The sequence below is a fragment of the Micrococcaceae bacterium Sec5.1 genome, from assembly GCA_039636795.1.
In the GTDB taxonomy this organism is placed as follows: Bacteria; Actinomycetota; Actinomycetes; order Actinomycetales; family Micrococcaceae; genus Arthrobacter.
Genome location: CP143430.1, coordinates 2,166,489 through 2,188,377 on the forward strand (window position 1 = coordinate 2,166,489; position 21,889 = coordinate 2,188,377).

Sequence of the window (21,889 nt, forward strand, 5' to 3'; positions counted from 1 at the left end):
ATTCTGTGGCATGTCGCTCTGACGACACGTCCAGCCCCAGAACCGATGATGGGAACGACGTCGGGTCGCTGACCAAGGAGGGTCCGTGCGAGAAGACAAGACAGTTGTGCAGCTGATCGACTATTGGGCAGATGAAAGGCCCAATCATCGCTTTCTGACAGTGGCCGACAACAGCATGACCTACGGAGAGGTGCGAGACGCGGCGTGGCGTTTGGCGGGCGGCCTCGCCGCCCGCGGGGTTGCCCCTGGGGATCGCGTAGCCATCATGGCGGTGACATCCGTGCAGATGGTGACCAGCCTCTTCGCGACCGCCGCGTTGGGGGCGATCTCCGTGCCACTGAACATCTACCTGAAAGGCGAGCCCCTTCGCCACCAGCTCACCAGCAGCGGATGCAGGGCACTTGTGACAGATGCGGCCGGCATCCAGATGGTCCGCCATCTGGCGTCGTCGCTTCCCGATCTCGGGCTAGTTGTACTGGTCGACGGTGACAAGGCTGGGCACGAGATCGAGGGGCTGGAGCTCGTCGGGTTCGACGAGCTGATGTCCGAGGCGGAGCCCATCACGGCGGTAGCGGCGGACGATAGCGACGTCTATACGATCCTGTACACATCCGGGACCACAGGATTGCCGAAGGGCTGTGTGATCAGTCACGGTCAAACCAAGCACTGGGCGCGATACACCGAAGCGCTGTCGGCGTTGACAGACAGCGACGTCGTATATACCGCTGCCCCCCTGTTTCACGTCGGCGGACAGACTCCCCTTCTTGGGGCGCTCGCGGTGGGCATCCCCGTTGTGTTCGAGACCGGATTTTCCGCCTCTCGGTATCTGGCCCGCGCGAAAGAGGTGGGGGCCACCGTCGCGGTCGGTGTCGGCTGGATCGCGCAGGCCCTCCTCAAGCAGCCGCCGGGGCCGTCCGACAAGACCCACACATTGCGCGCGATGTCCACTGTGCAACTCTCCGTGGCCGAGCAGGAACAGTTCGAGGCGCGGTTCGGCATCCGGACACTGACGCAGCAATACGGTCAGACCGAATGTTATCCGATCGCCTATAACTCGTACGCCGAACAGAGCCTCAGCCCATACACCGGCCGCCCGGCCCCTGCCCTAAGCGTCGAGATCCACGACGATGACGGACGACGCGTACCCGTTGGGGCCGTCGGCGAAATCGTAGTGAGGCCCAAAGAGCCGCACGCACTGTTCCAGCGCTACTGGGGCGATGACGCCGCGACCGTGAAAGCGTTTGAGGGTCTGTGGTTTCATACCGGAGACATGGGACGCGAAGTCGACGGCGAGCTCCAGTACGTGGATCGGAAGAAGGACTCGATGCGTCGGCGCGGAGAGAACATCTCGGCCTTCGAACTTGAACGCTCGCTGGCTCTATTCAAGGGCGTGCTCGAAGTAGCCGTGCACGGGGTGGAAATCGAGGGCGAACTCGACCAGGCGATTAAGGCGTGCCTGGTTGTGGAGGATCCCGATTCTTTCAACTTCGCGAAGCTGGCGACCTACATGGGGCAGGAGTTGCCATATTTCGCCGTTCCCCAGTATGTCGAGCTCGTCAGCGAGCTACCGCGAAATGCCTCTGGTCGAGTCATGAAGGATCAGCTCCGAGCCGTAGGCATAAACAACGCCACGCACGATCTCATATCGATGGGACTCGGCGTGACCCGCGAACAACGCCGTGCTAAAGCACACCTCTGATCGGCTTCGGTAAAGGGCTTCGAAATGACTCAAGACACGACGACAACAACGACGACCGAGCGGTACCCGGGACGGTACTCAGCGGATTCACCTGACCGCATCGCCCTGATCCACGGCGCCAGCGGATGGACGCAGACCTACCGTGAACTTGATGATCGGGCAAACCGCATCTCGCGAGCATTCGCTGCGCGGGGGCTTGCACCCGGCGACCACGTCATGGTCCTGTTGGAGAACCACGAGCGATACCTCGAGGTGATCTGGGGTGCGCATTATGCAGGACTGGTCTACACGACCTGCTCGACGCGACTCACAGCCGAAGAGCTTAGTTACATCGCATCGGATAGCGGCGCTCGCGCGATTGTCTGCGGCGCCGCGTTCGCAACGGTCGCGGCTAAGGTAACCCGCGAGCGTCCGGAAATCGGCGTTCGCCTGGTGATCGGAGGCGAAGTCGACGGCTTCGAATCGTATGAGGCGACGGTGGAGGCCGCCGATCCCACCCCACTCCCTTCGCCGCGAGTGGCGGGCGCGGACATGCTGTATTCGTCCGGAACGACGGGTCGTCAGAAGGCGATCGTGCGCAAATCGAAGGCGGCGCCGCTCGAAACGGCTGCAGTGGGCGTGTCATACGTGGCGCGCAAGCTATTTCACTTCGACGAGAGCACGGTCTACCTCTGCCCGGCGCCCCTGTATCACGGCGCGGGGATTCGTTTCGTCATGGCCACGACCGCGCTCGGGGGCACCGCGGTGATCATGGATAAATTCGATCCTGCAAAGTTCCTGGAACTGCTCGAAACGTACGGAGCAACGCACAGTCAAGTGGTTCCGACCATGATGTCCCGGATGATGCGCCTGGATGACGAGGCGCGGCTCGGGTTTGACGTCTCTAGCCTGGAGTACTTCATCCACTCCGCCGCGCCGTGCCCGCCCGCGCTCAAGGCCCAGGTGATCGATTGGCTGGGACCCGTGGTGTACGAGTACTACGCCGGAACCGAGAGCAACGGAGTTGTCTTCTGCAACTCCGAGGAGTGGCTGTCGCACCCGGGCACCGTCGGCCGCCCGATCGGATGCGAGATCTACATCTGCGACGAGGATGGACAGGTCTTGCCCACGGGCGAAACCGGGACCGTCTTTTTTGGCAACGGTGCCTCTTTCGAGTATCACGGGGATACAGCCAAGACCGCGGCGTCGCGGCATCCACGAGGATGGAGCACGCTCGGCGACATCGGCCACGTCGACAAGGACGGGTTCCTCTACTTGACCGACCGTAAAGCATTCATGATCATTTCGGGCGGCGTCAACATCTATCCGCAGGAGGCGGAGAATGTTCTCTCCGCTCATCCTGCGGTGTTGGACGTCGCCGTCTTCGGCGTTCCCAACCCGGACTTCGGGGAAGAGGTCAAGGCGATCGTGCAGCCGGTCGAAATGCCAGAACCTGGTCCCGGCGCGGACGCGCTGGCCCGGGAACTAATCGAGTACTGTCGGTCGCGTCTCGCCGATGTCAAGTGTCCGCGCAGCGTCGAGTTTCGCGATGATCTGCCGCGTGATCCCTCAGGAAAGATGTTGAAGCGGAGACTCCGCGACGAGTTCATAGCAGCGACGAACGGAGTGGTCAGCACCTCATGAACGATTTCAGGACCCTTCGCGGGCGCGCGGCGATCGTTGGGATCGGTGAGAGCGCCTTTTACAAGCGGGGTGGCTCGCCCGATTCGGAGTTCGAGCTGTGCCTCAAGTCGGTGATCGCGGCAGCGGACGATGCGGGAATCGACGTGCGTGATGTGGACGGCTTGGTGTCGTTCGGCGGTGACAAAAATGAACCGCCCAAAATCGCGGCAGCACTGGGGTTGAAGGACCTGAAGGTGTCGGCGATGCAGGCGACAATCAGCGGTGGCGGCTCCAGCGGTCATATCGGCCTGGCTGCCGCAGCCGTGGCGACCGGCATGGCAGACAACGTGATCGCGTACCGTGCCATCACACAGCCATCATCCGCTCGATTCGGGCTGGGGGCATACGGCGGCGGAGCGTCCGCGTCGAACGAGGTTTCGGGGCATGGGTTTGGCGGTTTCACGGCAGCCCATGGACTGCTGACGCCCGCTCAGAAGTACGCCCTGCGCGCGCAGCGGTTGCTCGAGGTTGTCGGTGTCGACCCGAGCACCTTCGAAGCGGTGGCACGTACCGCCTACCACCACGCTCAGACCAACGTGCACGCCGTCATGCACGGCCGCCCGTTGTCATCGGACGCGTACCAGGAATCGCGTTGGATCTCCGAGCCTTTTCATCTTTACGACTGCTGCGCCGAGAGCGATGGGGCCGCGGCCGTCCTGATCACCCACCGAGCGCGTGCTGAGGATCTACGCGATGACCCCGTGTACATTCTTTCTGCGGCTGGGGGAGGACCGCTACGCAGTGCGGCACAGGAGAACGTCCCCGATTACGTCACTGGGGGGTTCAAGACCCTCGCCCCACGCCTGTTCGAGCAGGCCGGGTTGACACCTGCCGACATCGACGTCCTGCAGGTGTACGACAACTTCACCGCCGGAGTTGTCATGGCGATCATCGAGCATGGGTTCTGCACCCCGGATGAAGCCGCCGCCCTGTTGACCTTCGAGAACTTGACCGTTGGTGGGTCTCTGCCGCTCAACACCTCGGGTGGTAACTTTGCCGAAGCGTACGTCCAATCCATGCAGATGCATACAGAGGCGGTGCGCCAGCTTCGGGGCACCGCGATCAATCAGGTGGCGAATGCCCGAACCTGCCTGTGCGCGGGTGGCCCAATGACGTCTGTGAGTACCTCTGTCATCTATGGAACAAAGGAACTGCTGTGAGTGTGGATCTGTACTTTCCGGAGCCGTTCGTTACCCCCCGGCCAATGCCGGACGGGTTCGACCTCCCGCATTTCGACGGGCTGCGTGAGCATCGGCTCGTGCTGCCACACTGCGGCCAATGCGGAACATGGACATGGCCTCCCGATGTCGTCTGCTGGAAATGCCACACGTTTGGGTTGAACTGGGATGAAACCGAGCCGGAGGGCACGGTCTATAGCTGGACGCGCGTCTGGCACGCTGCGCGGCCACAGCTCGCGGGCGCTGTCCCCTATATCGTGGCGCTGGTGGAACTGCCGAACGCGAGCAATGTGCGTCTGATCGGCAACCTGCTTGGTCCCGGCGACCAGGACGTCTCGATCGGGACTCCCGTTAAAGGTATCTTCGAGGATGCGGAGGACGGTACGTACACGCTTTTGCAGTGGGCGAGAGCGTAGGTCGGCTCACCGTTCGGACGTTGCACTAGTTGTACTTCCTCGGGTGGTTGTGAAACGCGTGACATAGCGAAGACCGCCGACCAGGATGTTGGTTACCACACCCGCATCTGTAAACCGGAGGTCTCCAGGACACACGCTATTGCTGCGTTGATACCTGAGGGACGACGTCTTGCCCTGTTGATAACTCGGGATGGCTGGTCCCTTCGCCGTGCGGCCGAACGGTGTCATTGTTCACCTGCAACGGCGAAACGATGGGTCGATCGGTACCGGGCAGGATTGCCGTTGAGGTACCGCAGCTCTCGGCCGCCGTCCTGCCCGAAATCAGTGACCGCGGCGTACGGAACGCCGCATCATCGCGTTGCGTTTCACCGCCCGGTGGGGCCCGCACCGCCTCGCCTATCACCTGGGATTGCAGCGCGAGATAAAGAGGCAGGGCCGCATCCCGGACCGTGCGGGTGACGGGTCCGTCACCTCGGATCCGCCCAAGACCGAAAAGCCGGGGACGCCCGCAATCGCACTGCACATACGGGAGCACCAGGATGCCGCGGCTGCGGCCCTCGGCGACATACGACACCGCAAAGCAATGGAAATGTCGAAGGTTTCACCCGCACTCTTGCCACCGAGTGGGCCTACGCGACCGCCTACGAGAGAGAAGACGCCCGCACCGCCGCCTACTTCACCTGGCTCCACCACTACAACCACCACCGACCCCACGCCGCAATCGGAGGACCAACACCATCAGAACGCGTTCGCAACCTCACGGGGAACTACACCTAGTGCTCCAGTCGGTGAGGATCTCGTCTACAACGGAGGCCTGACGCGGTGGGGCGCTCGGCGCGCCCGCCGGTGTCCGTCCAAATCGGGGAGCCGGTGCGGCCTGGCTTAAGCCCTCGACTTCTATCCGGACTGCGCGTGACACGATATGGCGATGCTGGGCGGCCTCATCGAAGTCGAGGACCGGTGACACGCATGCGTCTGTACTCTCGAAGATCTCAGTCCAATCTTCGCGCGTTCTCTGACGGAACAGCTTCGTGAACACCGCTCGCAGTGCAGGCCACTGAGCGCTGTCATCGCGGTCGGGGACGTCGGCAGGGTCGAGCTGAAGGCCGCGTAGCAGTTCGAGATAAAACTGTCCCTCGAGGGCTCCGACGGCCACGTACTTTCCGTCGGAACATGCGTACGTGTCGTAGAAGGGTGCGCCGCCATCGAGGGTGTTGGTTCCTCGGTCGCTCCATCTGCCGAGTTCGTGTAGGGAGAGGATCTGCTGCGACAGGATGCTCGCTCCGTCGACCATCGCGACGTCGAGAACCTGGCCTTCACCTGACATCGAGCGTTCCACGAGTGCCGCCAGAATCCCCTGCGCGAGGAGCATCGATCCGCCACCGTAGTCGCCGACGAAGTTCACTGGGACGGTCGGTCGCTGGCCGGCACGTCCGATCGCATGGAGAGCACCAGTGAGCGAGATGTAGTTGATGTCGTGGCCCGCGCGCGCAGCGAGGGGGCCAGTCTGCCCCCACCCAGTCATGCGGGCATAGATTAGTCGAGGATTGGAGTCGAGGCACACGTCGGGTCCGAAGCCCAGACGCTCGGCGACGCCGGGCCGATTGCCCTCGATCAGGACGTCCGCACCGACGACCAGGCGGAACAGGTCGGCGAGATCGGATTCTCGTTTGAGATCGAGGACCGTGATCCGGCGATTGCGCATCACAAAGTCGAAGTGATCCTGGTCGAAATCGTAGCCAGGGCGTTCGATGCGGACGACGTCCGCGCCGAGATCGCCGAGCATCATGGCTCCGTGTGGACCGGGGCCGATCCCGCCCACTTCGACAACACGGACACCGTCAAGCGGTCCCTTTCGCTCTTCGGCTGTCATAGTTCACTCCTTTGTCACGGGCCGGGCGGTGATGCCCTCCGGCGGTCGGTATGGTACCAACCAACCATCATGACTATTATTACTGACGAATAGCGTATATTTTTACCAGAACCGAAGAAGGAGTGCCAATGTCCGTGGCTCTTGAGCTCGAAGTCGTCGATCGATGCCTTGTGATGACCTTTAACCGGCCCGATCGTCGCAACGCCGTGAACGCCGAACTCGGACGACTCTTGCTCGACGCGGTCGAGCGGCTCGACTCGGACCCAGCGTTGCGCGTCGGCGTCATTGCGGCGAACGGATCGACGTTCTGCGCGGGCATGGACCTGAAAGAGTTCGGCACCGACGGCCCACCGCGAGGCCTGTTCCGTTTCGTACGGCGCGAGGCGAGAAAGCCCCTTATTGCCGCCGTCAACGGGCCGGCCTACGCCGGGGGGCTCGAGATCGCTCTCGCGTGCGACGTCGTCGTCGCGTCCCGCTCGGCATCATTCGGACTCCCTGAGGTTAGTCGCGGTCTTATCGCAGGTGCCGGCGGACTCTATCGCCTCCCGCGCAAGGTCGGCGAAGGGCTGGCGAACCTCATGATCCTGACAGGCGAGCCGATCGGTGCCGAGCAGGCCCGTGACGCGGGACTCGTGTCGGTGCTGGTCGAGGACGAGATCAAGGTGCGCGATCGCGCAATCGAAATCGCCCTTCGTGTAGCAGAGAACTCGCCTTTAGCCGTGCGCTCTTCCAAGCGCCTGCTCGAACATGCCCAGGGGATATCGTTCTCGGAGTATTGGGACGTCCAGCGCCAGTACATGCGCGACGTAGGTGCTGCGCCGGATGCCTATGAGGGGGCGGCGGCGTTCGTTGAAGGTCGCCACGCTCAATGGCAGACCGACTGACTGCCACGGGGCAAAAAGGGGACAGTCGTTCCTATTGATCATCATCAAACGTCTATTGCATCAGGGTGCCAGGCGGGAACTCGCCGCTCGAAGAACGCAGTGATCCCCTCTTGCATGTCTGCGCCACCGTCGATCTCGGTGATCGCGTCGGCGGTGGCACGCCAACCCTCTGAGGAACTTGCGGCGCGAACCTGTGCGATCGCACCCAGGAGAGCCGAAACGGATGCCGGCGACGGCAAACCGACTCGGCCAGTTCGAGTGCAAGACTAACTGCATGTCCGTTGGCCCCAACCCGGGTCGCCAGCCCCAGGCGGCCGGCCGTCGCGCCGTCGATCTCCTCGCCTGCGAGCAACACTCCCATCGCCACCGACTCGGGGAGGGCCTCGAGTATGCGGAAGATGCCGCCGCATGTGGGGACCAGGCCGCGCTGCGCCTCCGGAAGGGCGAGCCGTGCTCCACTCGCGACCACGATGAGTTCGCAGGCGAGGACGATCTCAAGGCCGCCGCCGAAGGCAACCCCTTCCACTGCCGCGATGAGCGGCTTGGCTCGAAGGCGGCGAACAATGCCATACTCCCCGCCGCGCTGCGTTGCTGGGCTGCGTGGGAGGCTGAGGTCGGTGCCCGCGCTGAAATGTCCGGCCGCGCCGGTGAGGATGCCGACGCGAAGCTCCGGGTCGTTTTCAAGCTGATCAAGCGCCTGCTCCAACTGCTCCGCCATCACGGCATCCATCGCGTTGCGACGTTCGGGGCGGTCGAGGGTGATGGTGAGGGCAGAGCCTTGGGATGTGGTCGTGATAGGCATAATCTTCCAAACAGTTGAGTGAGGTAATATGTGACGACCACCGCATAGTAATATGGATCATCGCATAGTAGCGTGGACGTGTAGCGGCTCGTGACGCTTATCTGTGTCTCATACGCGTAACGGAGCTCGCGCTTTCAAAGGAGAATGAGCAGTGAGTGAAATCCACGAAGACATCCGGCAGATCTGCAATGGCATCATCAAGCGCGTGGATCGAAAGCATGTCGCAGAAGCGGGGCGTGCTAACGAGGTTCCGCAGAAGCTCTGGGATGCGTGGGCCGACACCGGCCTGCTGGGGATCGGTCTTCCCGAGGAGTACGGCGGCATCGGGGGCGACCTAACCGACCTCCTGCATGCCATAGACTGGCAGGCATCGGAAGGTCTGAATCTTCAGGCGGCCACGCCGAACTTCATGTCGCGCATCCCCGTAGTGAAGTATGGGACGGACGAGCAGCGCAATGCCATCCTCCCCGCGACCGCCACCGGAGAATCACGATTCTCCTTCGCGATCACCGAGGCTGACGCCGGCTCGAACACCTTTAAGATCCGCACCATGGCGACGAAGCAGGACGACGGAAGTTACCGTCTGAATGGCACGAAGTACTTCATCACGGGGTTCATGGAGTCGGACTGGTGCCTTGTTGTGGCCCGCACCAGTCCATATGACCCGGAGCGCAGGACCGAGGGCATCAGCGTCTTCCTGATGCGCCCCGACTCACCCGGAGTGTCCGCGACCCTCATGGACATCGGGATCCACAAGGCTGAGAAGCAATACTCGATTGTCTTCGACGATGTCACGTTGCCTGCGGACAGCATGCTCGGCCCGGATGGACAAGGACTCTCCGTGTTGTTCGACTGCCTGAACCCTGAGCGCATGATCGTGGCGGCGACGAACCTCGGATCGGCGGACTACGTTTTGAAGAAGGCATCGGAGTACGCGTCGGTCCGAGCCCCGTTTGACGTTCCGATCGCGACCTACCAGGGCGTCCATCACCCGCTTGCGGCCGCCAAGGCGAACACCGAGGCCGCCCGCTCCTATCTGTTCCAAACCGCGGCCGCATTTGATCGTGGCGAGTCGGTGGGCATCCAGGCTAGCACGACGAAGTACCTCGCCAGCACGGCCGTCAGCCAGGCGACCAATGCGGCTGCGAACGTCTACGGGGGCAGCTTTGCAGACATGGATACTGACATCATCGCCTTCTTCCTGCAGGCGAAGCTCTCGGAGCTGGGTCCGGTCAACAACAGCATCGTTCTGAGCCAGATTGCTCAAAAGATGCTGGGCATGCCGAAGGGGTACTGATGACCGCTTTCGCCACCACTGCCGGTGTTGATTGGACGGACGTACACGAGGGTCAGACGATCCCCGAATTTCTGCTGCCCATCACCACGAAGACGCTGGCCCTAGCAGCTGCCGGGACCCGCGACTACATGCCGTACCACCACAATGGCGGGTTCTGCCAAAACCTCGGTATTCGCGATTCGTTCGTCAATACGACTTACCTGCAGGCGCTCTTAAGCCGATGCGCCACCGACTGGGCCGGCCCTCACGCCGTGATGGCAAGTATGTCGTTGACTATGTCGGATCAGCTCTGCCGGGGAGACGTCGCGCATGTGGCGGGAACGGTGACCCGGGTGTGGGCCGACGCGGATCGGCACAGCGCCGAGATCGAGGTGACGATCACTACCCAAGATGGACGGAAGGTCGCGAAGGCCCCCATTGTTCTTGATCTGGCAGTAGGTGGCGTGGCTCCCGCGCCGCGAGTGCTTTCGGTCTACCCGCCGAAGGTCGAGCTAGACGTCGAGATGCCACAGGAGCTGCGAGACCGGCTCGACGAGCGATTCATCCGTGAGGCGCCCTTCCCAGTAAGTGAGGCTCAGATCGGCTACTGGTGCGATATGGTCCGCGACGCGAATCCCCAATACCAGAGCTTTGACTCGAGACGCGTCGATGTGATCGCCCCGGCGGCCTCAATGTCGATTTGGAACCTGAGTCGTGCGCCGCAGCTCGGCGTCGATTCGTCGTTACCCGACGTGGACGCACCCGATCAGGGAGCCTGGCCAAGCGTGGTGGATTCGAACTGGCCCTTCGAATGGCGTGCCCCTCACGCCCGCGAGGTCATCGTCCAGCGTCGTCATGCCGACTTCGGCGCACCTGTGCGTCCGGGGGATCTCATCCACTCGACGGCGCAACTACTCAATTGCTCGGGTCGCAGGGAAACGAAACTCGGCGGAGGATACTTCCTCTCGCGGTACGAGGTCTATCAGAACCAGCACGGAGACGTGATCGGCACGACGACGATGTCGCTATTTCAGTACGGGATAGATCATGACATTAAGTGATTCGGCATCGCTTCCCGGCCTCATCACGTACTGAGCAGCGACGAATGGGCGACTTGATCCCCCCTCACGCCAGTGGAGAACGAGGTCGCCTACACATGGTCCGACCCGCACATGCGATCGATCGCGTGGGGCGCGATGCTGGCATGCCGAGGTGTCGGCAGGGGCTATCTCGTGGCGACGACGCTCGCACGCCGCGACCAGGCCTCCCTGTCGTAGATCGGCGCGGCCGGTATCGGAGCGATTGAGTCGCCGCTCAACCATGGGTTTAAGGGCGATTGGCTTCGGCGTTTACCGACGACCATCGCGCCGAGCGCCATCGTGATCGACGAGCGCTTCGTTCCGATTTGGAGCCGTTGTTGCGTGAACTGACTGTTCCAGTCATCCTGATCGGTGGCGAGTCTCGGCCGCGGTTTCTATCTCCGGTACGACCGGGAACTCGAAGGGCGTTATCGTTCCGGGGGCCGTTGTGCGGGCACGCTGCAGCTTGCGGAAGCAATGGACCCCGACGCGGACGGGACCACTTCAATCCTTTCCCGGCATTCGACTGGTCTGCGCGCGGACCTCTCTATCGGGCGGCAGTGCGGGGACCTCCCTGGTGACCCGCGAATCCTTCCGGACCTCCGCGTGGCTCGACGACGTTCGAGGGTTCGAGTGCACCGATACCATGCTGATCGGAGCGATGATGGGATTCCTGATGGAGTCTCCCGAACGACCCGACGACGCCGATAATCCGATCAGGGCGTGCGTCGGTGACAGGACGCGCCTGTCAATGACGCGCTTGCTCACCTCGGCAATAACTGCCGAGTGCTTCAACTCATCAAAACACGCCTGGATATGAGCCTCAAACACCCAGTGATACCTTCGGGTGCCCATGGCATGAATTTCGGCAATCGCATCCTGCGCCCGACGCTTGGGACGGAAACCGTAACTCACCGGTTTGAAATCCGCCTCGAAGATCGGTTCCAACACCAGCGCCAAGGAGGCCTGAACCACCCGATCCCTTGCTGTGGGGATACCGAGCCGCCGGAGCTTCGTGCTCCCGGGTTTGGGGATCATGCGTTCCCTCACCGGCAACGGGACAAACGCCCGGGACTTCAACAGCTCCCTGACCTCGTCCAGAAACTCCACGCTTTCGGCACCTCCACCGATCAGGCCGGAATCCGCCGGTCAACACCGGCCGTTCTGGCGCCCTTGTTACTTTTGACCCGGCCCCACGCAACGGTGAGGAAATCCCGGTCATGGACGAGGTTGAACACATCGTCGAAAAGACGGTCAGGGTCACTGACCGCCCAGTGGTGCAGTTTCGTCTGCATCGCACGTACCCGCACGGTTGCCTCATCGAGGTCAGCCCAACGCGGTTCACCGGTATTCACCAATGCCTCCGTTCCTTGCAGTAACTACTGCGTCATATCCGCTGGGGCCCTTCGCCATGTACGAGGCTTTCCCCCGCTCGGACTACTACGGCCCCTCCGCCCCATCGCGCGCCGGTCGGCGGACAACACGCCCACCCGATCCAGCACCCCTGGCTGGGGACCTGCTCCGGGAGACACACGATGGTTCCCACGTTCACTGATTACCGATCGGCAGGTTAGGTGCCCAGCTATGCCCCTGCGGTATCGCCACGGCTACGCCGCAGGCCTTCACCGTGGCCTCGAATGCCAACGATCTTAACCGGCATCCAAGTTCCCGCCCCGTAATGAGGGGGCGGTGCGCACGGCAGGCCAGCCCATATCCACCGAATTTGAGCTGGCGGGAGACTTGAGAGGCTTTTAGCACTGGTTCCTCTCGTACACATTCCTGCCTTGCTTGCCGGACCCGACCCATTCGGTAGTATTGGTCCGTCCCGGCGTTGTCGGGGCTGCTTTCCACCCTTCCCGGCGTTTCCTCGGGTCAGGCTGCCCCCAGCTTCCTCATGCTGCTGCGACAGCACAAAGGCGAAGGTCTTCCACCTCCGCTCGGTAAAACAGCGCCTTGTGGCGCACCAAATCCCCTTCCCAATGGCCCGGGACGGCGCGGTCCTGGACCTCGGCGGGGCGTTCGGAAATGTTGATCATCGGGTCCCGGAAACGACCGGTGCGTTCTTCGGGGCTTTTCTGCTTCTTGCGGCGGGTCCGTCCGGTGCGCAGGGCCTCTTTGACTTCGCGTTTGAGTCCGCCGCGGGCTTGGAAGTAGAGGGCTTGGTAGATCGTTTCGGGGCTCACGCGCATGACGGCGTCATCGGGGAATTCCTTGATGAGCGAGCGGGAAATCTGTTGCGGGGACCAGCGTAGAAGGAGCTTGGCTTTTACGTAGTCGTGCAGTTCCCCGGGTTCTGCCAGCTTACTGCCCTTGGGCCGTGCCCGGGCCGCGGTGGCGGCCCGGTGGGCGCCGTAGGGCCGGTAGCCAAGCACCGGGTGGCTGTTGCGTTTGATCTCCCTGCTGATCGAGCCAGGGTTCCTGCCCAGGTCCCGGGCGATGGCCCGGATTGAGTCGCCCTGGGCGAGCAGGTCCGCGATCCTCTCCCGCTCCGGCAGGGACAGGTAACGGCTGCTGATGGGCTGTTCCAGGGCTTCCAAAGCCACCAGAGCGGACGAGGGTTCCGGCGCAGTTGCCGTCAGCTCCGGTGCCGCCACGGGGGCTGAGTGTTCTGCAAAAGTCGTGATCACTTCCTGTTTATACGGCAGATCCTGAGCATCACCGCGAACCGGGACCGTGTCCTTGGCAGCCTGTTGCCGGTCCCATTGATACGAGCTTTGCTTGCTGGCGCCGGCCGTCAGTGCAGCGTCCCTTCGGCTGGCACCGTCGTGGCGCAGGCGTAGGTAGTGAAGCTGTTTCTTTGATTGGCGTCGCGGATGGATGGAGGCCAGGCCGGCATCAGTGGCCCAGTTGGAACAGGTGGAGGGATTCAGGCCGAGCTGCCTGGCAGCCACACTGACGGAGCCGACTTCTCTCAGCAGTCCCAGGAATTCCTCAACCACCGCGGAAGGGTGGCGTTGCGTCGGCCCGGTTCTCCCGGTTTCTTTTATCCGCGGCTTCCTGGCTGCGGGATTGATCCGGCCGGCCCAGTTGTTCGTGGTGCTGACGTTCAGTCCCAGTTCCCTGGCAGCCGCCATGATGTTGCCAGTCCGATCAAGGACGGCATAGAACTGGTCCTTGTCGGCTTGGGTGTACTGCCGTTGTGGTCGGATCCCGGCCGCATTCGCCCATTTCTGGCAGGTGCTCCTGTTGATGCCGAGCTCCTTGGCCGCGGCGGCAACTGTTCCCAAGTGCGTCACGGCGGCAAGGAATTCCTCCCGTTGGGCACGGGTGTGTGACTCTTGGCGGCGTTTGCCGGATGGCCGGGCAGCGAGCCCCGATTTTTCCCTTAAAGGCGATTTTTTCCTTATGGAAGGACTATTTCTTGATGGTGATTCCATGGGTGGTGCAACTCCCGATTATTCGGGGGTGTTGCAACTGTGAGACTAGAACTCGCCCCCTGGGGCATTTTCGTGGCCGCCTATGGGCAGTTTTTCATGGCCGCTAACACCCCGCCCGGATCGCATCTGCCGCACGAGGGTCACCCCCCCAATGCCTCGGTAGTCGAAACATCGCGCTGGAAGGGCGCGTGGCCAGCCTCGGGTTCGTACCTGCACGCTACGCCTGTTGCAATTTCGGACTCATTGCGTCAATATATCAAACAGGCTCGGTGTCACTCGAAGTGACCGCCTATCGGTGGGGAGCCGATGAGGGAGCGTAAGAAGTCGCCAATGGTGGAGATGATGATGAAGACGTCCTTGACAGAGACCGTGAGTGCCTTGCAGCCCGTAGACGATGTAGTGCGGGGATGGCTTGACGCGTTCGAGGAGGTGCTGGGAACGCGAGAATTCTCGAGGCTGTCAGATCTGTTCGTGACAGATTCGCATTGGCGGGATATGGGTGCCTTCACTTGGGACCTGGGTAACGTTAGTGGACTTGACAGCATTGAGAAGCTTATGCGGACAGCAGTCCCCGACACTGAGCCGTTTGGATTCGAGCTCGCTTCCCGGCGCCCGGCGCCGACTCGAGTTCTCCGAGCCGGCGGTGAGGTCATCCTGGCCTTCATCGCCTTTAGGACGGCAGCGGGCTACGGCGATGGGGTGGTGCAACTCGCCGAGACGGAGGACGGGCTTAAAGCCCGGATGCTGCTCACGCGGCTTGTGGGGATCGTCGGCGCTGAGCGGCAGCGACCTCGTGGCGCCGGATTCGATCGTACATCTGGCAAAAGCTTTGTTGACCTTCAGAAAGAGCGAGCAAGCTTCGCCGACCGTGACCCCGAGGTCATCGTGGTCGGCGGCGGTCACCATGGTCTCTTCTCTGCGGTCGCCTTACAGAACCTCGGCGTCGATGTCCTGGTGGTAGACCGGTTTGCACGGGCCGGTGACAACTGGCGTACGCGATACTCCTCGCTGGCACTGCACAACGAGACAGACATGGTCCACTTTCCCGGCCTACCCTTCCCCGAGACGTATCCGCAGTATCTTCCGAAGGATCTGCTCGCCGACTGGATCGAGATCTACGTTAAAGCGATGCAGCTGAACTACTGGAGCGCAACTGAGCTTGTCAGCGGCGACTACGACGAGACGGAGGCCTGTTGGACCGCCACCCTGCGGTTTGCCGATGGCACCGAGCGAACGATGCGTCCTAAGCACATTGTGATGGCGACCGGAGGTGTCGGCGGTCGCCCCGACCGACCTAATCTGACCGGTCTCAGCACGTTCGCCGGCGATGTTCTTCACACGAAGGAGTTCTCGGTCGGCAGCGATTACGCGGACAAACGTGTGTTGGTGGTAGGGGTGGGAACGAGCGGGCACGACACGGCTCGGGAGCTGCACCTCAACGGCGCCCAGGTGACGATGCTGCAGCGCAGCCCTGTCACAGTCGTGGATCTCAAGACCACAAATCTTGTCTACTCGCCAGCGTTTTTCGACGGTACACCTACGGACGTGGCAGATTTGATGACCATGGCCGGTTGGGCATACCCGGTACTCAAGGATACTCTTCGCCGGCTTGGTCAGATGTGCACTGATGCCGACCAGCCGATGCTCGACAAACTCGAAGCGGCCGGACTGCGCATCCGGTACCCCGAGAACGGCTTCCTGTGGCAAGTGTACGATAGCTTCGCCGGCTACTACTTCAACGTCGGCGCCTCCGACCTGATCATCTCGGGCGACATCAAGGTCGTGCAGGCCGAGAATGCGACGACCTTCGTGCCCGAGGGGCTCACTTTCGACGACGGCTCCGTTCAGGAATTCGACGCCGTTATCCTGGCGACCGGGTATCAGAACCAACGTGTGGAGACGGAGTCGTTGTTCGGGCGCGACATCGCAGACAAGGTCGGAGACATTGGAGGCTTCGATGAGGTCGGCGAGTTGAGGAACACGTATAAACCCACTGCGCAGTCTGGGTTGTGGTTCACCTCAAGCGGTCTGGCGTCCGGTCGTCAGCTGGCGCCGAGCATGGCGGCCATGATCAAAGGTGCGCTCACCGGTCACGTCACAGCGAATCACTTTCGCTACATCGCCAGGAACGGCGGCACCCAATTCGATCCCGGTACACCGGCGTTCGGCCACCACACATCGTGATCAGGAGGTCATAACTATGCCTAGCCCTCAGGCACTAGGAATTGAGCAGACCATAGCGGACTACAAGGCCGGCGTCCTTGGCCTTGGCCCGTCGTTGACGCTAGACGAGCGTCGGAATGCGACGGATGGCATTGGGATGTGGGCGACAGTACGAGACGACGTGACGCACACGCCCGCCGAGCTCGGCGGGCGTCCGGCACGTCTCTATGAACCCGACTCGCCAAGACCCGGCCGGGTGATCCTCTATCTTCACGGCGGTGGGTACGTAATGGGCTCGCTGGACAGTCACGGACGCCTGATGTCCCACCTCGCGCACCACACCGCATCCCCGGTCTACGGTCTTGATTTCCGCAGGGCTCCCGAGCATCCCTTCCCGGCTGCTATTGAGGACGCACAGGCGGCGTACGACGGGCTTGTGAACATGGGATGGAGCGGCGATCAGATCATCCTCGCAGGTGACAGCGCTGGCGGCGGTCTTGCCCTGGCGATCATGGCGTCGCTTCGCGATGCCGGAAAGCAACAGCCTGCTGGCGGCATGATTTTCTCGCCATGGCTGGACCTCGCCCTCACTAGTGATTCCATGGATCGTCTCGCTGCGAAAGACCCATGGACAACGAAGGCAACTCTCGAGCTGTTCGGCAGCTACTACGCCGGCAATGTTTCGCGCGATGACCCGCGGCTCTCTCCGCTGTACATGGACTTCTCCGGAATCGCGCCGCTGCTTATCCACGTGAGCAGCACCGAGATCCTTTTCGACGACGCGACGCGCGCTCGAGATCGAGCGGTTGCTGCGGGTGCAGATGTCGAGCTCCAGTCCTGGGACGGAGTGCCTCACGTCTTCCAACTCTTCGCAGGGAATCTTCCTGAGGCGGACGAGTCGCTCTCAATTGCAGCGGCGTGGCTGAACGCCCGCATAAACTAGACCGCACGCACAGAAAACAAGGACAAAAGGACGATGAAGTTCTCACTCTCGCTTAGCTACACCGCCCCTCACGAGCTGATCGACATCGCTCGGACAACGGAGGACAGCGGGTTCTTCGGAATCGCGATGGGGGACCACGTCCTGCATCCCGTCAACATCGAATCCGACTATCCGTACAAGCCGACAACCGACGGGCCGCGCTCGATCGATAGCAAAGCGCCCCTGCTGAACCTCTGGACCACCGCAGGCGCGATCCTCGGCTCGACCCAAAACCTGCACTTCATGACCTCGGTCTACCTTCTGCTTCTTCGCCACCCTTTGGTGTCGGCCAACGCTGCGGCCACGCTGGCGGGAATCTCGAACAACCGCTTCGAGTTCGGCGTGGGCATCGGCTGGATGAAGGAGGAGTTCGACGAGTTGGGAGTGCCTTGGAACGGGCGCGGCGCACGATTCGACGAGGCCCTCGACATCATGCAGCGCGCATGGAGCGGTCTCGAGCAGCCGCACAACGGCGAGCACTATTCCTTCAACGCGATGGGCATGAATCCCACGCCAACGACTCCGATACCGCTGTACTTCGGCGGCCACGGCGCGAAAGCGATGCTGCGCGCAGCCAAGCGGGGCGACGGCTGGATCTGCGCGCCCCAGCCCGACGCGGTCAGGGAGCAGATACGGACTATAACCGAGCTTCGCAAGGCCAACGGACGCGATGAACTTCCTTTTGAATACTGCGCAATGATCAAGACACCGGATGAGTCCATCATCGCTCAGCTGGTCGAACTCGGCGTGGGACACATCGTCGTGAGCTGTCCTTGGCGCCCCGAACTCGGCGGCCCCGCCAGCACGCGTGAGAAGCTCGGGGCGCTCTCTGACCTTGGCGCAACGATGCGGCCGATCGTAGCAGCCAGCAATAACACCCACGTCCGCGGCGCGGCCGCGGTTTAGTAAGGAACGATATGGATCTCGAAATCAGCGGAAAAGTCGCCCTCGTCACCGGCGCCACGGCAGGCATAGGCAGGGCCACCGCGCGTGTCCTCGCCGCCGAGGGAGTGCGGCTCGCACTTCTCGGCCGACGATCACAGGAACTCGAAACGCTCGCTTCTGAGATCATCGCGGCCGGCGGCGAGCAGCCACTCCTGCTCCCTGCCGACCTGATGGACCCGGAAACAGCTGGCCGGGTACGCACTCAGGTCGAAGACACGTTCGGCGCCCTCGACATCCTCGTGAACAATGCCGGCGCCGCCGAGCAGCCCGGCACGGTACTGACGGAGGAGGTCTGGCAGAAGCAGTTCGTATTCAACTTTCATCAGAAACGTTGGATGGCGGAAGCCTTCGAAGGGCTTATCAAAGCCAGTGGGCAGGGTCGAGTCATCAACCTGGCTACCGTGCTAGAGCCGTCGGTGCGGTCAGCCGCGATGTCCGCATTGGCTGCGCTGCAATTGTGGTCAAAAAGCTACGCGCGCTACCTTGCACCATACGGGGTGACAGTGAACTGCGTTTCACCCGGGCGGATCGAAAGCGAGCAACTGTCAAAGATGTTCCCAGACAACGAAGCGCGCGACGCCTTCATCAAGAAGAGCGATCTACCGATCGGGCGATTCGGTCGGAAAGAAGAAGCAGCAGACGTAATCTGCTTCCTTGCCTCCGCCCGGTCGTCGTACCTCACCGGACAGGCCATCTCCGTAGACGGCGGACTCAGCCGCCACATTTGAACGGCCACTGAACGGGTTACCCCGACCTCGGCCCTTCCCCGACTCTTAGTCCATATAGAGAAACTTGAATCTGATGAGAGCGGGGGAGTCCGTTCCACTAACGGAGGTCTTCACTTCTCGCGTGCCGCAGACCGCACGAAGTCACGACTGAACACCACAGGTTGATGCTGCACTGTTTTGTGTTGGAAGCACAGCGTCATGCCTACGGGGATCTGCCGCTCCGGGTGAGCGTGAAGTCCGGCTCGTGCGTGAGCACCGGAGCGAGTACTCGCGGTCGTTGACGGGCAGGAACACGTCGGTGGAGGGTCGTTGCACAGGTGGGTGCTACACGGCCGATGTCGATGCGGGTGACTGAGAGTGGCAGACCAGCGAAGAGGCGCGCCACGAGGACTCCGTCTCCGAAGGGGAGTCACGCCGAAGTCATTAACATATTTTGGGTAATACACCTGGCGCAGGGCGGGGGAAGCTGCACGTCGAATATATTGACGACAAGCGTCAGTAACAGATAAACTATCAGGAATAGCCTCAAATAGCACCAAGCTCGGGAACTTAACGAACTGAAGGGGAGTCATGAAGACGCCGTCTTGGGGTTATGTCAATGAACCCCCTGAGACTCGCTGACACATTGGCTGCTACGGGTCACGCTAACGCTCAGCGGCTCAGCACCTGTTGGGTTGAACAGGGAGCCGGTCTCATGAACTCGTCCAAATCCGTTCGGCAAGTCATGGCAGGCATGATCGACGAGTGTATTGTCGCTGTCGAGCGTGTTCTCAAGACGTTCGACTGGGGCCTTACAGTGTCGAATCTATTGACAATCGATACGGCACGCGTCACTATCTTGACTGACCTGACCGGGTGAGAAGAACAAACGCTCGGACATTTTGGCCGCTAGTCGGGCTCGGCAGCGATGAGTTCGTCGGCTTTCTTTACCTGCCCAAGCAAATATCCATGGGGCCGACCCGTGACAAGTGAACTCGGAGAAGAAATGACTACTATCGACTCGACCCTGCGCACACGTGATGAATCACGGGTGGCAGTGGATGCGAGGACCTGGCTTTCATCGTTTAGCGAAGTGCTCAACTCAAAAAGCCTCGCGGGATTGTCAGAACTGTTTGTCGAGGACTCGCACTGGCGGGACATGGGCGCCTTCACTTGGGATCTGGGTGCAGTTAGCGGGTTTGACGCCATCAAGAAGTTGATGGAGGCCAGTGTTGCCAGCCTTAAGCCCGTTAATCTCGAGCTCGCGGCGAATCGACCGGCGCCAGTGCCAGTCGTTCGCTCGGGGCGGGAGGTTGTTGAGGCGTATTTCTCATTCACCACCGATACCGGTATAGGTTCTGGGCTTGTTCGGCTCGTGGAAACCGAGTTTGGCCTCAAGGCATGGGTGCTCCTTACTCGGCTCGAAAGCGTTGCCGGAGCTGAGAAGTATGGCCGGGGGAATCGTCCCAAAGGTGCGGGGTTCGACCGCACGTCGGGCCTCAGTTGGCACGAGGTGCGCCGAAACCGATCAAGTTACGTCGATTACGATCCTGAGGTTCTTGTCGTCGGTGGGGGGCACCACGGCCTGTTCTCGGCGGTCAATCTTCAAAAGCTGGGAGTGGACGTCCTGGTCGTCGATCGCCTGCCACGCGTCGGCGATAACTGGCGTACGAGGTATGCGTCCTTGGCACTGCACAACAAGACGGATATGTGCCACTTCCCTGGCCTTCCATTCCCCGATTCTTACCCCGAGTACCTGCCGAAGGACTTGCTTGCCGACTGGTTTGAAATCTATGTCGAGGCGATGCAACTAAATTACTGGAACTCCACAGAGCTTATTGGTGGCGAGTATGACGAGACAGCAGGCCATTGGCGTGTGACATTGCGACTTTCGGATGGGTCTGAACGCACAATGAGCCCTCGGCACATCGTTATGGCGACGGGCGGCGTGGGCGGTAGGCCGCGCATCCCGACACTTCCTGGATTGGACTCCTTCCGGGGTGATATTTTCCACACGGCCAAGTTCCGTTCGGGTGAGGAACACGCCGGTAAACGCGTATTGGTAGTCGGCGTGGGGACGAGCGGCCATGACACAGCACGCGAACTGCACCTTAATGGCGCCAAAGTCGCAATGCTGCAGCGAAATCCCGTCACAGTTGTGAAGTTGGAGACCACTGAGTTGGTTTATCCGCCTGCTTACTTCGACGGGACGCCCCTCGAGGAAGCGGACTTCATGAGTATGGCGGGTTTCATCCATCCGTTGCTGAAGGATGCGTCGCGTCAAATCGGAAAAGTGTGTACAGAGCGTGACCGGGAGTTGCTTGACGCCCTGGAGCGGGCAGGGCTACGGATCGACGAGCCTGAGAACGGGTTCCTGTGGAAGCTTTACGAGCGCTTCGCCGGCTATTACTTCAATGTTGGCGCCTCTGACCTGATCATTTCCGGGGACATCCGGGTCCACCAGACCCAGGACGTACAGTCGTTTGTGCCGGAAGGGGTCGCTTTCGCTGATGGGAAGATCGAAGAGTTCGATACCGTCGTCCTGGCCACCGGTTACCTGAATCAACGGCTCGAGACGGAAACGCTTTTCGGTACAGAAATTGCGAATAAGGTCGGCGACATCGGTGGCTTTGATGAAGTCGGCGAGTTGCGCAACACTTACAAACCGACGGCTCAATCAGGGCTCTGGTTCACGTCAAGCGGCTTGGCCTCTGGGCGCCAGCTTTCCCCTCACATGGCCGCAATGATCAAGGGTGCACTCCTGGGATATGTACCTGAGAACCGCAACGGATACATCGCTGCCAATGGCGGCACACATGGGTGAGGGGATAGCTGCGGCCAGGTCC

General features: G+C 61.5%; 17 protein-coding genes and 2 pseudogenes. 14 read left to right on the plus strand and 5 right to left on the minus strand.

The window, feature by feature from the left end; translation table 11 throughout:
- Positions 1–85: 85 nt before the first annotated feature.
- The 6 genes and pseudogenes from VUN82_10045 (at position 86) to VUN82_10070 (ending at position 5,732) form a co-directional block, all read left to right on the plus strand.
- Positions 86–1,699, plus strand: a complete 1,614-nt coding sequence (locus VUN82_10045; GenBank protein ID XAS74132.1) for an AMP-binding protein — start codon at positions 86–88, stop codon at positions 1,697–1,699.
- A gap of 24 nt (positions 1,700–1,723) precedes the next feature.
- Positions 1,724–3,322, plus strand: coding sequence for an AMP-binding protein (locus tag VUN82_10050; protein ID XAS74133.1), 1,599 nt, complete (start codon positions 1,724–1,726; stop codon positions 3,320–3,322).
- On the plus strand, positions 3,319–4,521 hold the full coding sequence (locus tag VUN82_10055; protein XAS74134.1) for a lipid-transfer protein: 1,203 nt from the start codon (positions 3,319–3,321) through the stop codon (positions 4,519–4,521). Before VUN82_10050 ends, VUN82_10055 begins: the two co-directional genes overlap by 4 nt.
- Positions 4,518–4,955, plus strand: a complete 438-nt coding sequence (locus VUN82_10060; GenBank protein ID XAS74135.1) for an OB-fold domain-containing protein — start codon at positions 4,518–4,520, stop codon at positions 4,953–4,955. The genes VUN82_10055 and VUN82_10060 overlap by 4 nt, the downstream gene beginning before the upstream one ends.
- 138 nt (positions 4,956–5,093) lie before the next feature.
- Positions 5,094–5,367, plus strand: a pseudogene (locus tag VUN82_10065) (helix-turn-helix domain-containing protein).
- Between the two features lie 161 nt (positions 5,368–5,528).
- Positions 5,529–5,732 (plus strand): annotated as a pseudogene (locus tag VUN82_10070) (integrase core domain-containing protein).
- On the opposite strand, the gene VUN82_10075 reads toward VUN82_10070, so the two are convergent.
- The gene (locus VUN82_10075) at positions 5,713–6,828 is read right to left on the minus strand and encodes a CaiB/BaiF CoA-transferase family protein (protein ID XAS74136.1); all 1,116 of its coding nucleotides are present in this window, start codon (positions 6,826–6,828) and stop codon (positions 5,713–5,715) included. The pseudogene VUN82_10070 and the gene VUN82_10075 sit on opposite strands and share 20 nt — an antisense overlap.
- Positions 6,829–6,962: 134 nt before the next feature.
- On the opposite strand from VUN82_10075, the gene VUN82_10080 reads away from it, so the two are divergent.
- Positions 6,963–7,712: an enoyl-CoA hydratase-related protein gene (locus VUN82_10080; protein XAS74137.1), complete on the plus strand. Its 750-nt coding sequence runs from the start codon at positions 6,963–6,965 to the stop codon at positions 7,710–7,712.
- Between the two features lie 52 nt (positions 7,713–7,764).
- Here VUN82_10080 and VUN82_10085 read toward each other — a convergent pair whose 3' ends face one another.
- Positions 7,765–8,514 carry an enoyl-CoA hydratase-related protein gene (locus tag VUN82_10085; GenBank protein XAS74138.1) on the minus strand — a complete coding sequence of 250 codons (750 nt, stop codon included), beginning with the start codon at positions 8,512–8,514 and terminating at the stop codon, positions 7,765–7,767.
- A 151-nt stretch (positions 8,515–8,665) separates the two neighbouring features.
- On the opposite strand from VUN82_10085, the gene VUN82_10090 reads away from it, so the two are divergent.
- Entirely contained in the window at positions 8,666–9,811 is a 1,146-nt protein-coding gene (locus tag VUN82_10090; GenBank protein XAS74139.1) for an acyl-CoA dehydrogenase family protein, read from the plus strand.
- Complete coding sequence (locus tag VUN82_10095) at positions 9,811–10,851, plus strand: hypothetical protein (GenBank protein ID XAS74140.1); 1,041 nt, start codon at positions 9,811–9,813, stop codon at positions 10,849–10,851. Before VUN82_10090 ends, VUN82_10095 begins: the two co-directional genes overlap by 1 nt.
- A 522-nt stretch (positions 10,852–11,373) precedes the next feature.
- On the opposite strand, the gene VUN82_10100 is transcribed toward VUN82_10095, so the two are convergent.
- The 3 genes from VUN82_10100 to VUN82_10110 all read right to left on the minus strand — a co-directional run bounded on the left by VUN82_10100 (position 11,374) and on the right by VUN82_10110 (position 14,105).
- On the minus strand, positions 11,374–11,979 hold the full coding sequence (locus tag VUN82_10100; GenBank protein ID XAS74141.1) for a reverse transcriptase domain-containing protein: 606 nt from the start codon (positions 11,977–11,979) through the stop codon (positions 11,374–11,376).
- Positions 11,980–11,999: 20 nt separating this feature from the next.
- Positions 12,000–12,224, minus strand: a complete 225-nt coding sequence (locus VUN82_10105; protein ID XAS74142.1) for a hypothetical protein — start codon at positions 12,222–12,224, stop codon at positions 12,000–12,002.
- Between the two features lie 537 nt (positions 12,225–12,761).
- Entirely contained in the window at positions 12,762–14,105 is a 1,344-nt protein-coding gene (locus tag VUN82_10110; protein XAS74143.1) for an IS30 family transposase, read from the minus strand.
- 447 nt (positions 14,106–14,552) lie between these two features.
- On the opposite strand from VUN82_10110, the gene VUN82_10115 reads away from it, so the two are divergent.
- The 5 genes from VUN82_10115 to VUN82_10135 all read left to right on the plus strand — a co-directional run bounded on the left by VUN82_10115 (position 14,553) and on the right by VUN82_10135 (position 21,867).
- The gene (locus tag VUN82_10115; protein XAS74144.1) at positions 14,553–16,430 is read left to right on the plus strand and encodes an FAD-dependent oxidoreductase; all 1,878 of its coding nucleotides are present in this window, start codon (positions 14,553–14,555) and stop codon (positions 16,428–16,430) included.
- A gap of 16 nt (positions 16,431–16,446) precedes the next feature.
- Positions 16,447–17,352: an alpha/beta hydrolase gene (locus VUN82_10120; protein XAS74145.1), complete on the plus strand. Its 906-nt coding sequence runs from the start codon at positions 16,447–16,449 to the stop codon at positions 17,350–17,352.
- A gap of 33 nt (positions 17,353–17,385) precedes the next feature.
- Entirely contained in the window at positions 17,386–18,297 is a 912-nt protein-coding gene (locus tag VUN82_10125) for a TIGR03619 family F420-dependent LLM class oxidoreductase (GenBank protein ID XAS74146.1), read from the plus strand.
- An 11-nt stretch (positions 18,298–18,308) separates the two neighbouring features.
- On the plus strand, positions 18,309–19,064 hold the full coding sequence (locus VUN82_10130; GenBank protein XAS74147.1) for an SDR family oxidoreductase: 756 nt from the start codon (positions 18,309–18,311) through the stop codon (positions 19,062–19,064).
- 985 nt (positions 19,065–20,049) lie between these two features.
- Entirely contained in the window at positions 20,050–21,867 is a 1,818-nt protein-coding gene (locus VUN82_10135) for an NAD(P)/FAD-dependent oxidoreductase (GenBank protein XAS74148.1), read from the plus strand.
- The last annotated feature ends 22 nt before the right edge of the window (positions 21,868–21,889 follow it).

What these genes read in the sequence shown, in the direction of transcription:
- VUN82_10050 (XAS74133.1), top strand. Translation starts at nt 1,724, where the DNA reads ATGACTCAAGACACGACGACAACAACGACGACCGAGCGGTACCCGGGA.
- VUN82_10055 (XAS74134.1), top strand. Translation starts at nt 3,319, where the DNA reads ATGAACGATTTCAGGACCCTTCGCGGGCGCGCGGCGATCGTTGGGATC.
- VUN82_10075 (XAS74136.1), bottom strand. Translation starts at nt 6,828, where the DNA reads ATGACAGCCGAAGAGCGAAAGGGACCGCTTGACGGTGTCCGTGTTGTC.
- VUN82_10085 (XAS74138.1), bottom strand. Translation starts at nt 8,514, where the DNA reads ATGCCTATCACGACCACATCCCAAGGCTCTGCCCTCACCATCACCCTC.
- VUN82_10095 (XAS74140.1), top strand. Translation starts at nt 9,811, where the DNA reads ATGACCGCTTTCGCCACCACTGCCGGTGTTGATTGGACGGACGTACAC.
- VUN82_10115 (XAS74144.1), top strand. Translation starts at nt 14,553, where the DNA reads ATGAGGGAGCGTAAGAAGTCGCCAATGGTGGAGATGATGATGAAGACG.
- VUN82_10120 (XAS74145.1), top strand. Translation starts at nt 16,447, where the DNA reads ATGCCTAGCCCTCAGGCACTAGGAATTGAGCAGACCATAGCGGACTAC.
- VUN82_10125 (XAS74146.1), top strand. Translation starts at nt 17,386, where the DNA reads ATGAAGTTCTCACTCTCGCTTAGCTACACCGCCCCTCACGAGCTGATC.
- VUN82_10130 (XAS74147.1), top strand. Translation starts at nt 18,309, where the DNA reads ATGGATCTCGAAATCAGCGGAAAAGTCGCCCTCGTCACCGGCGCCACG.
- VUN82_10135 (XAS74148.1), top strand. Translation starts at nt 20,050, where the DNA reads ATGACTACTATCGACTCGACCCTGCGCACACGTGATGAATCACGGGTG.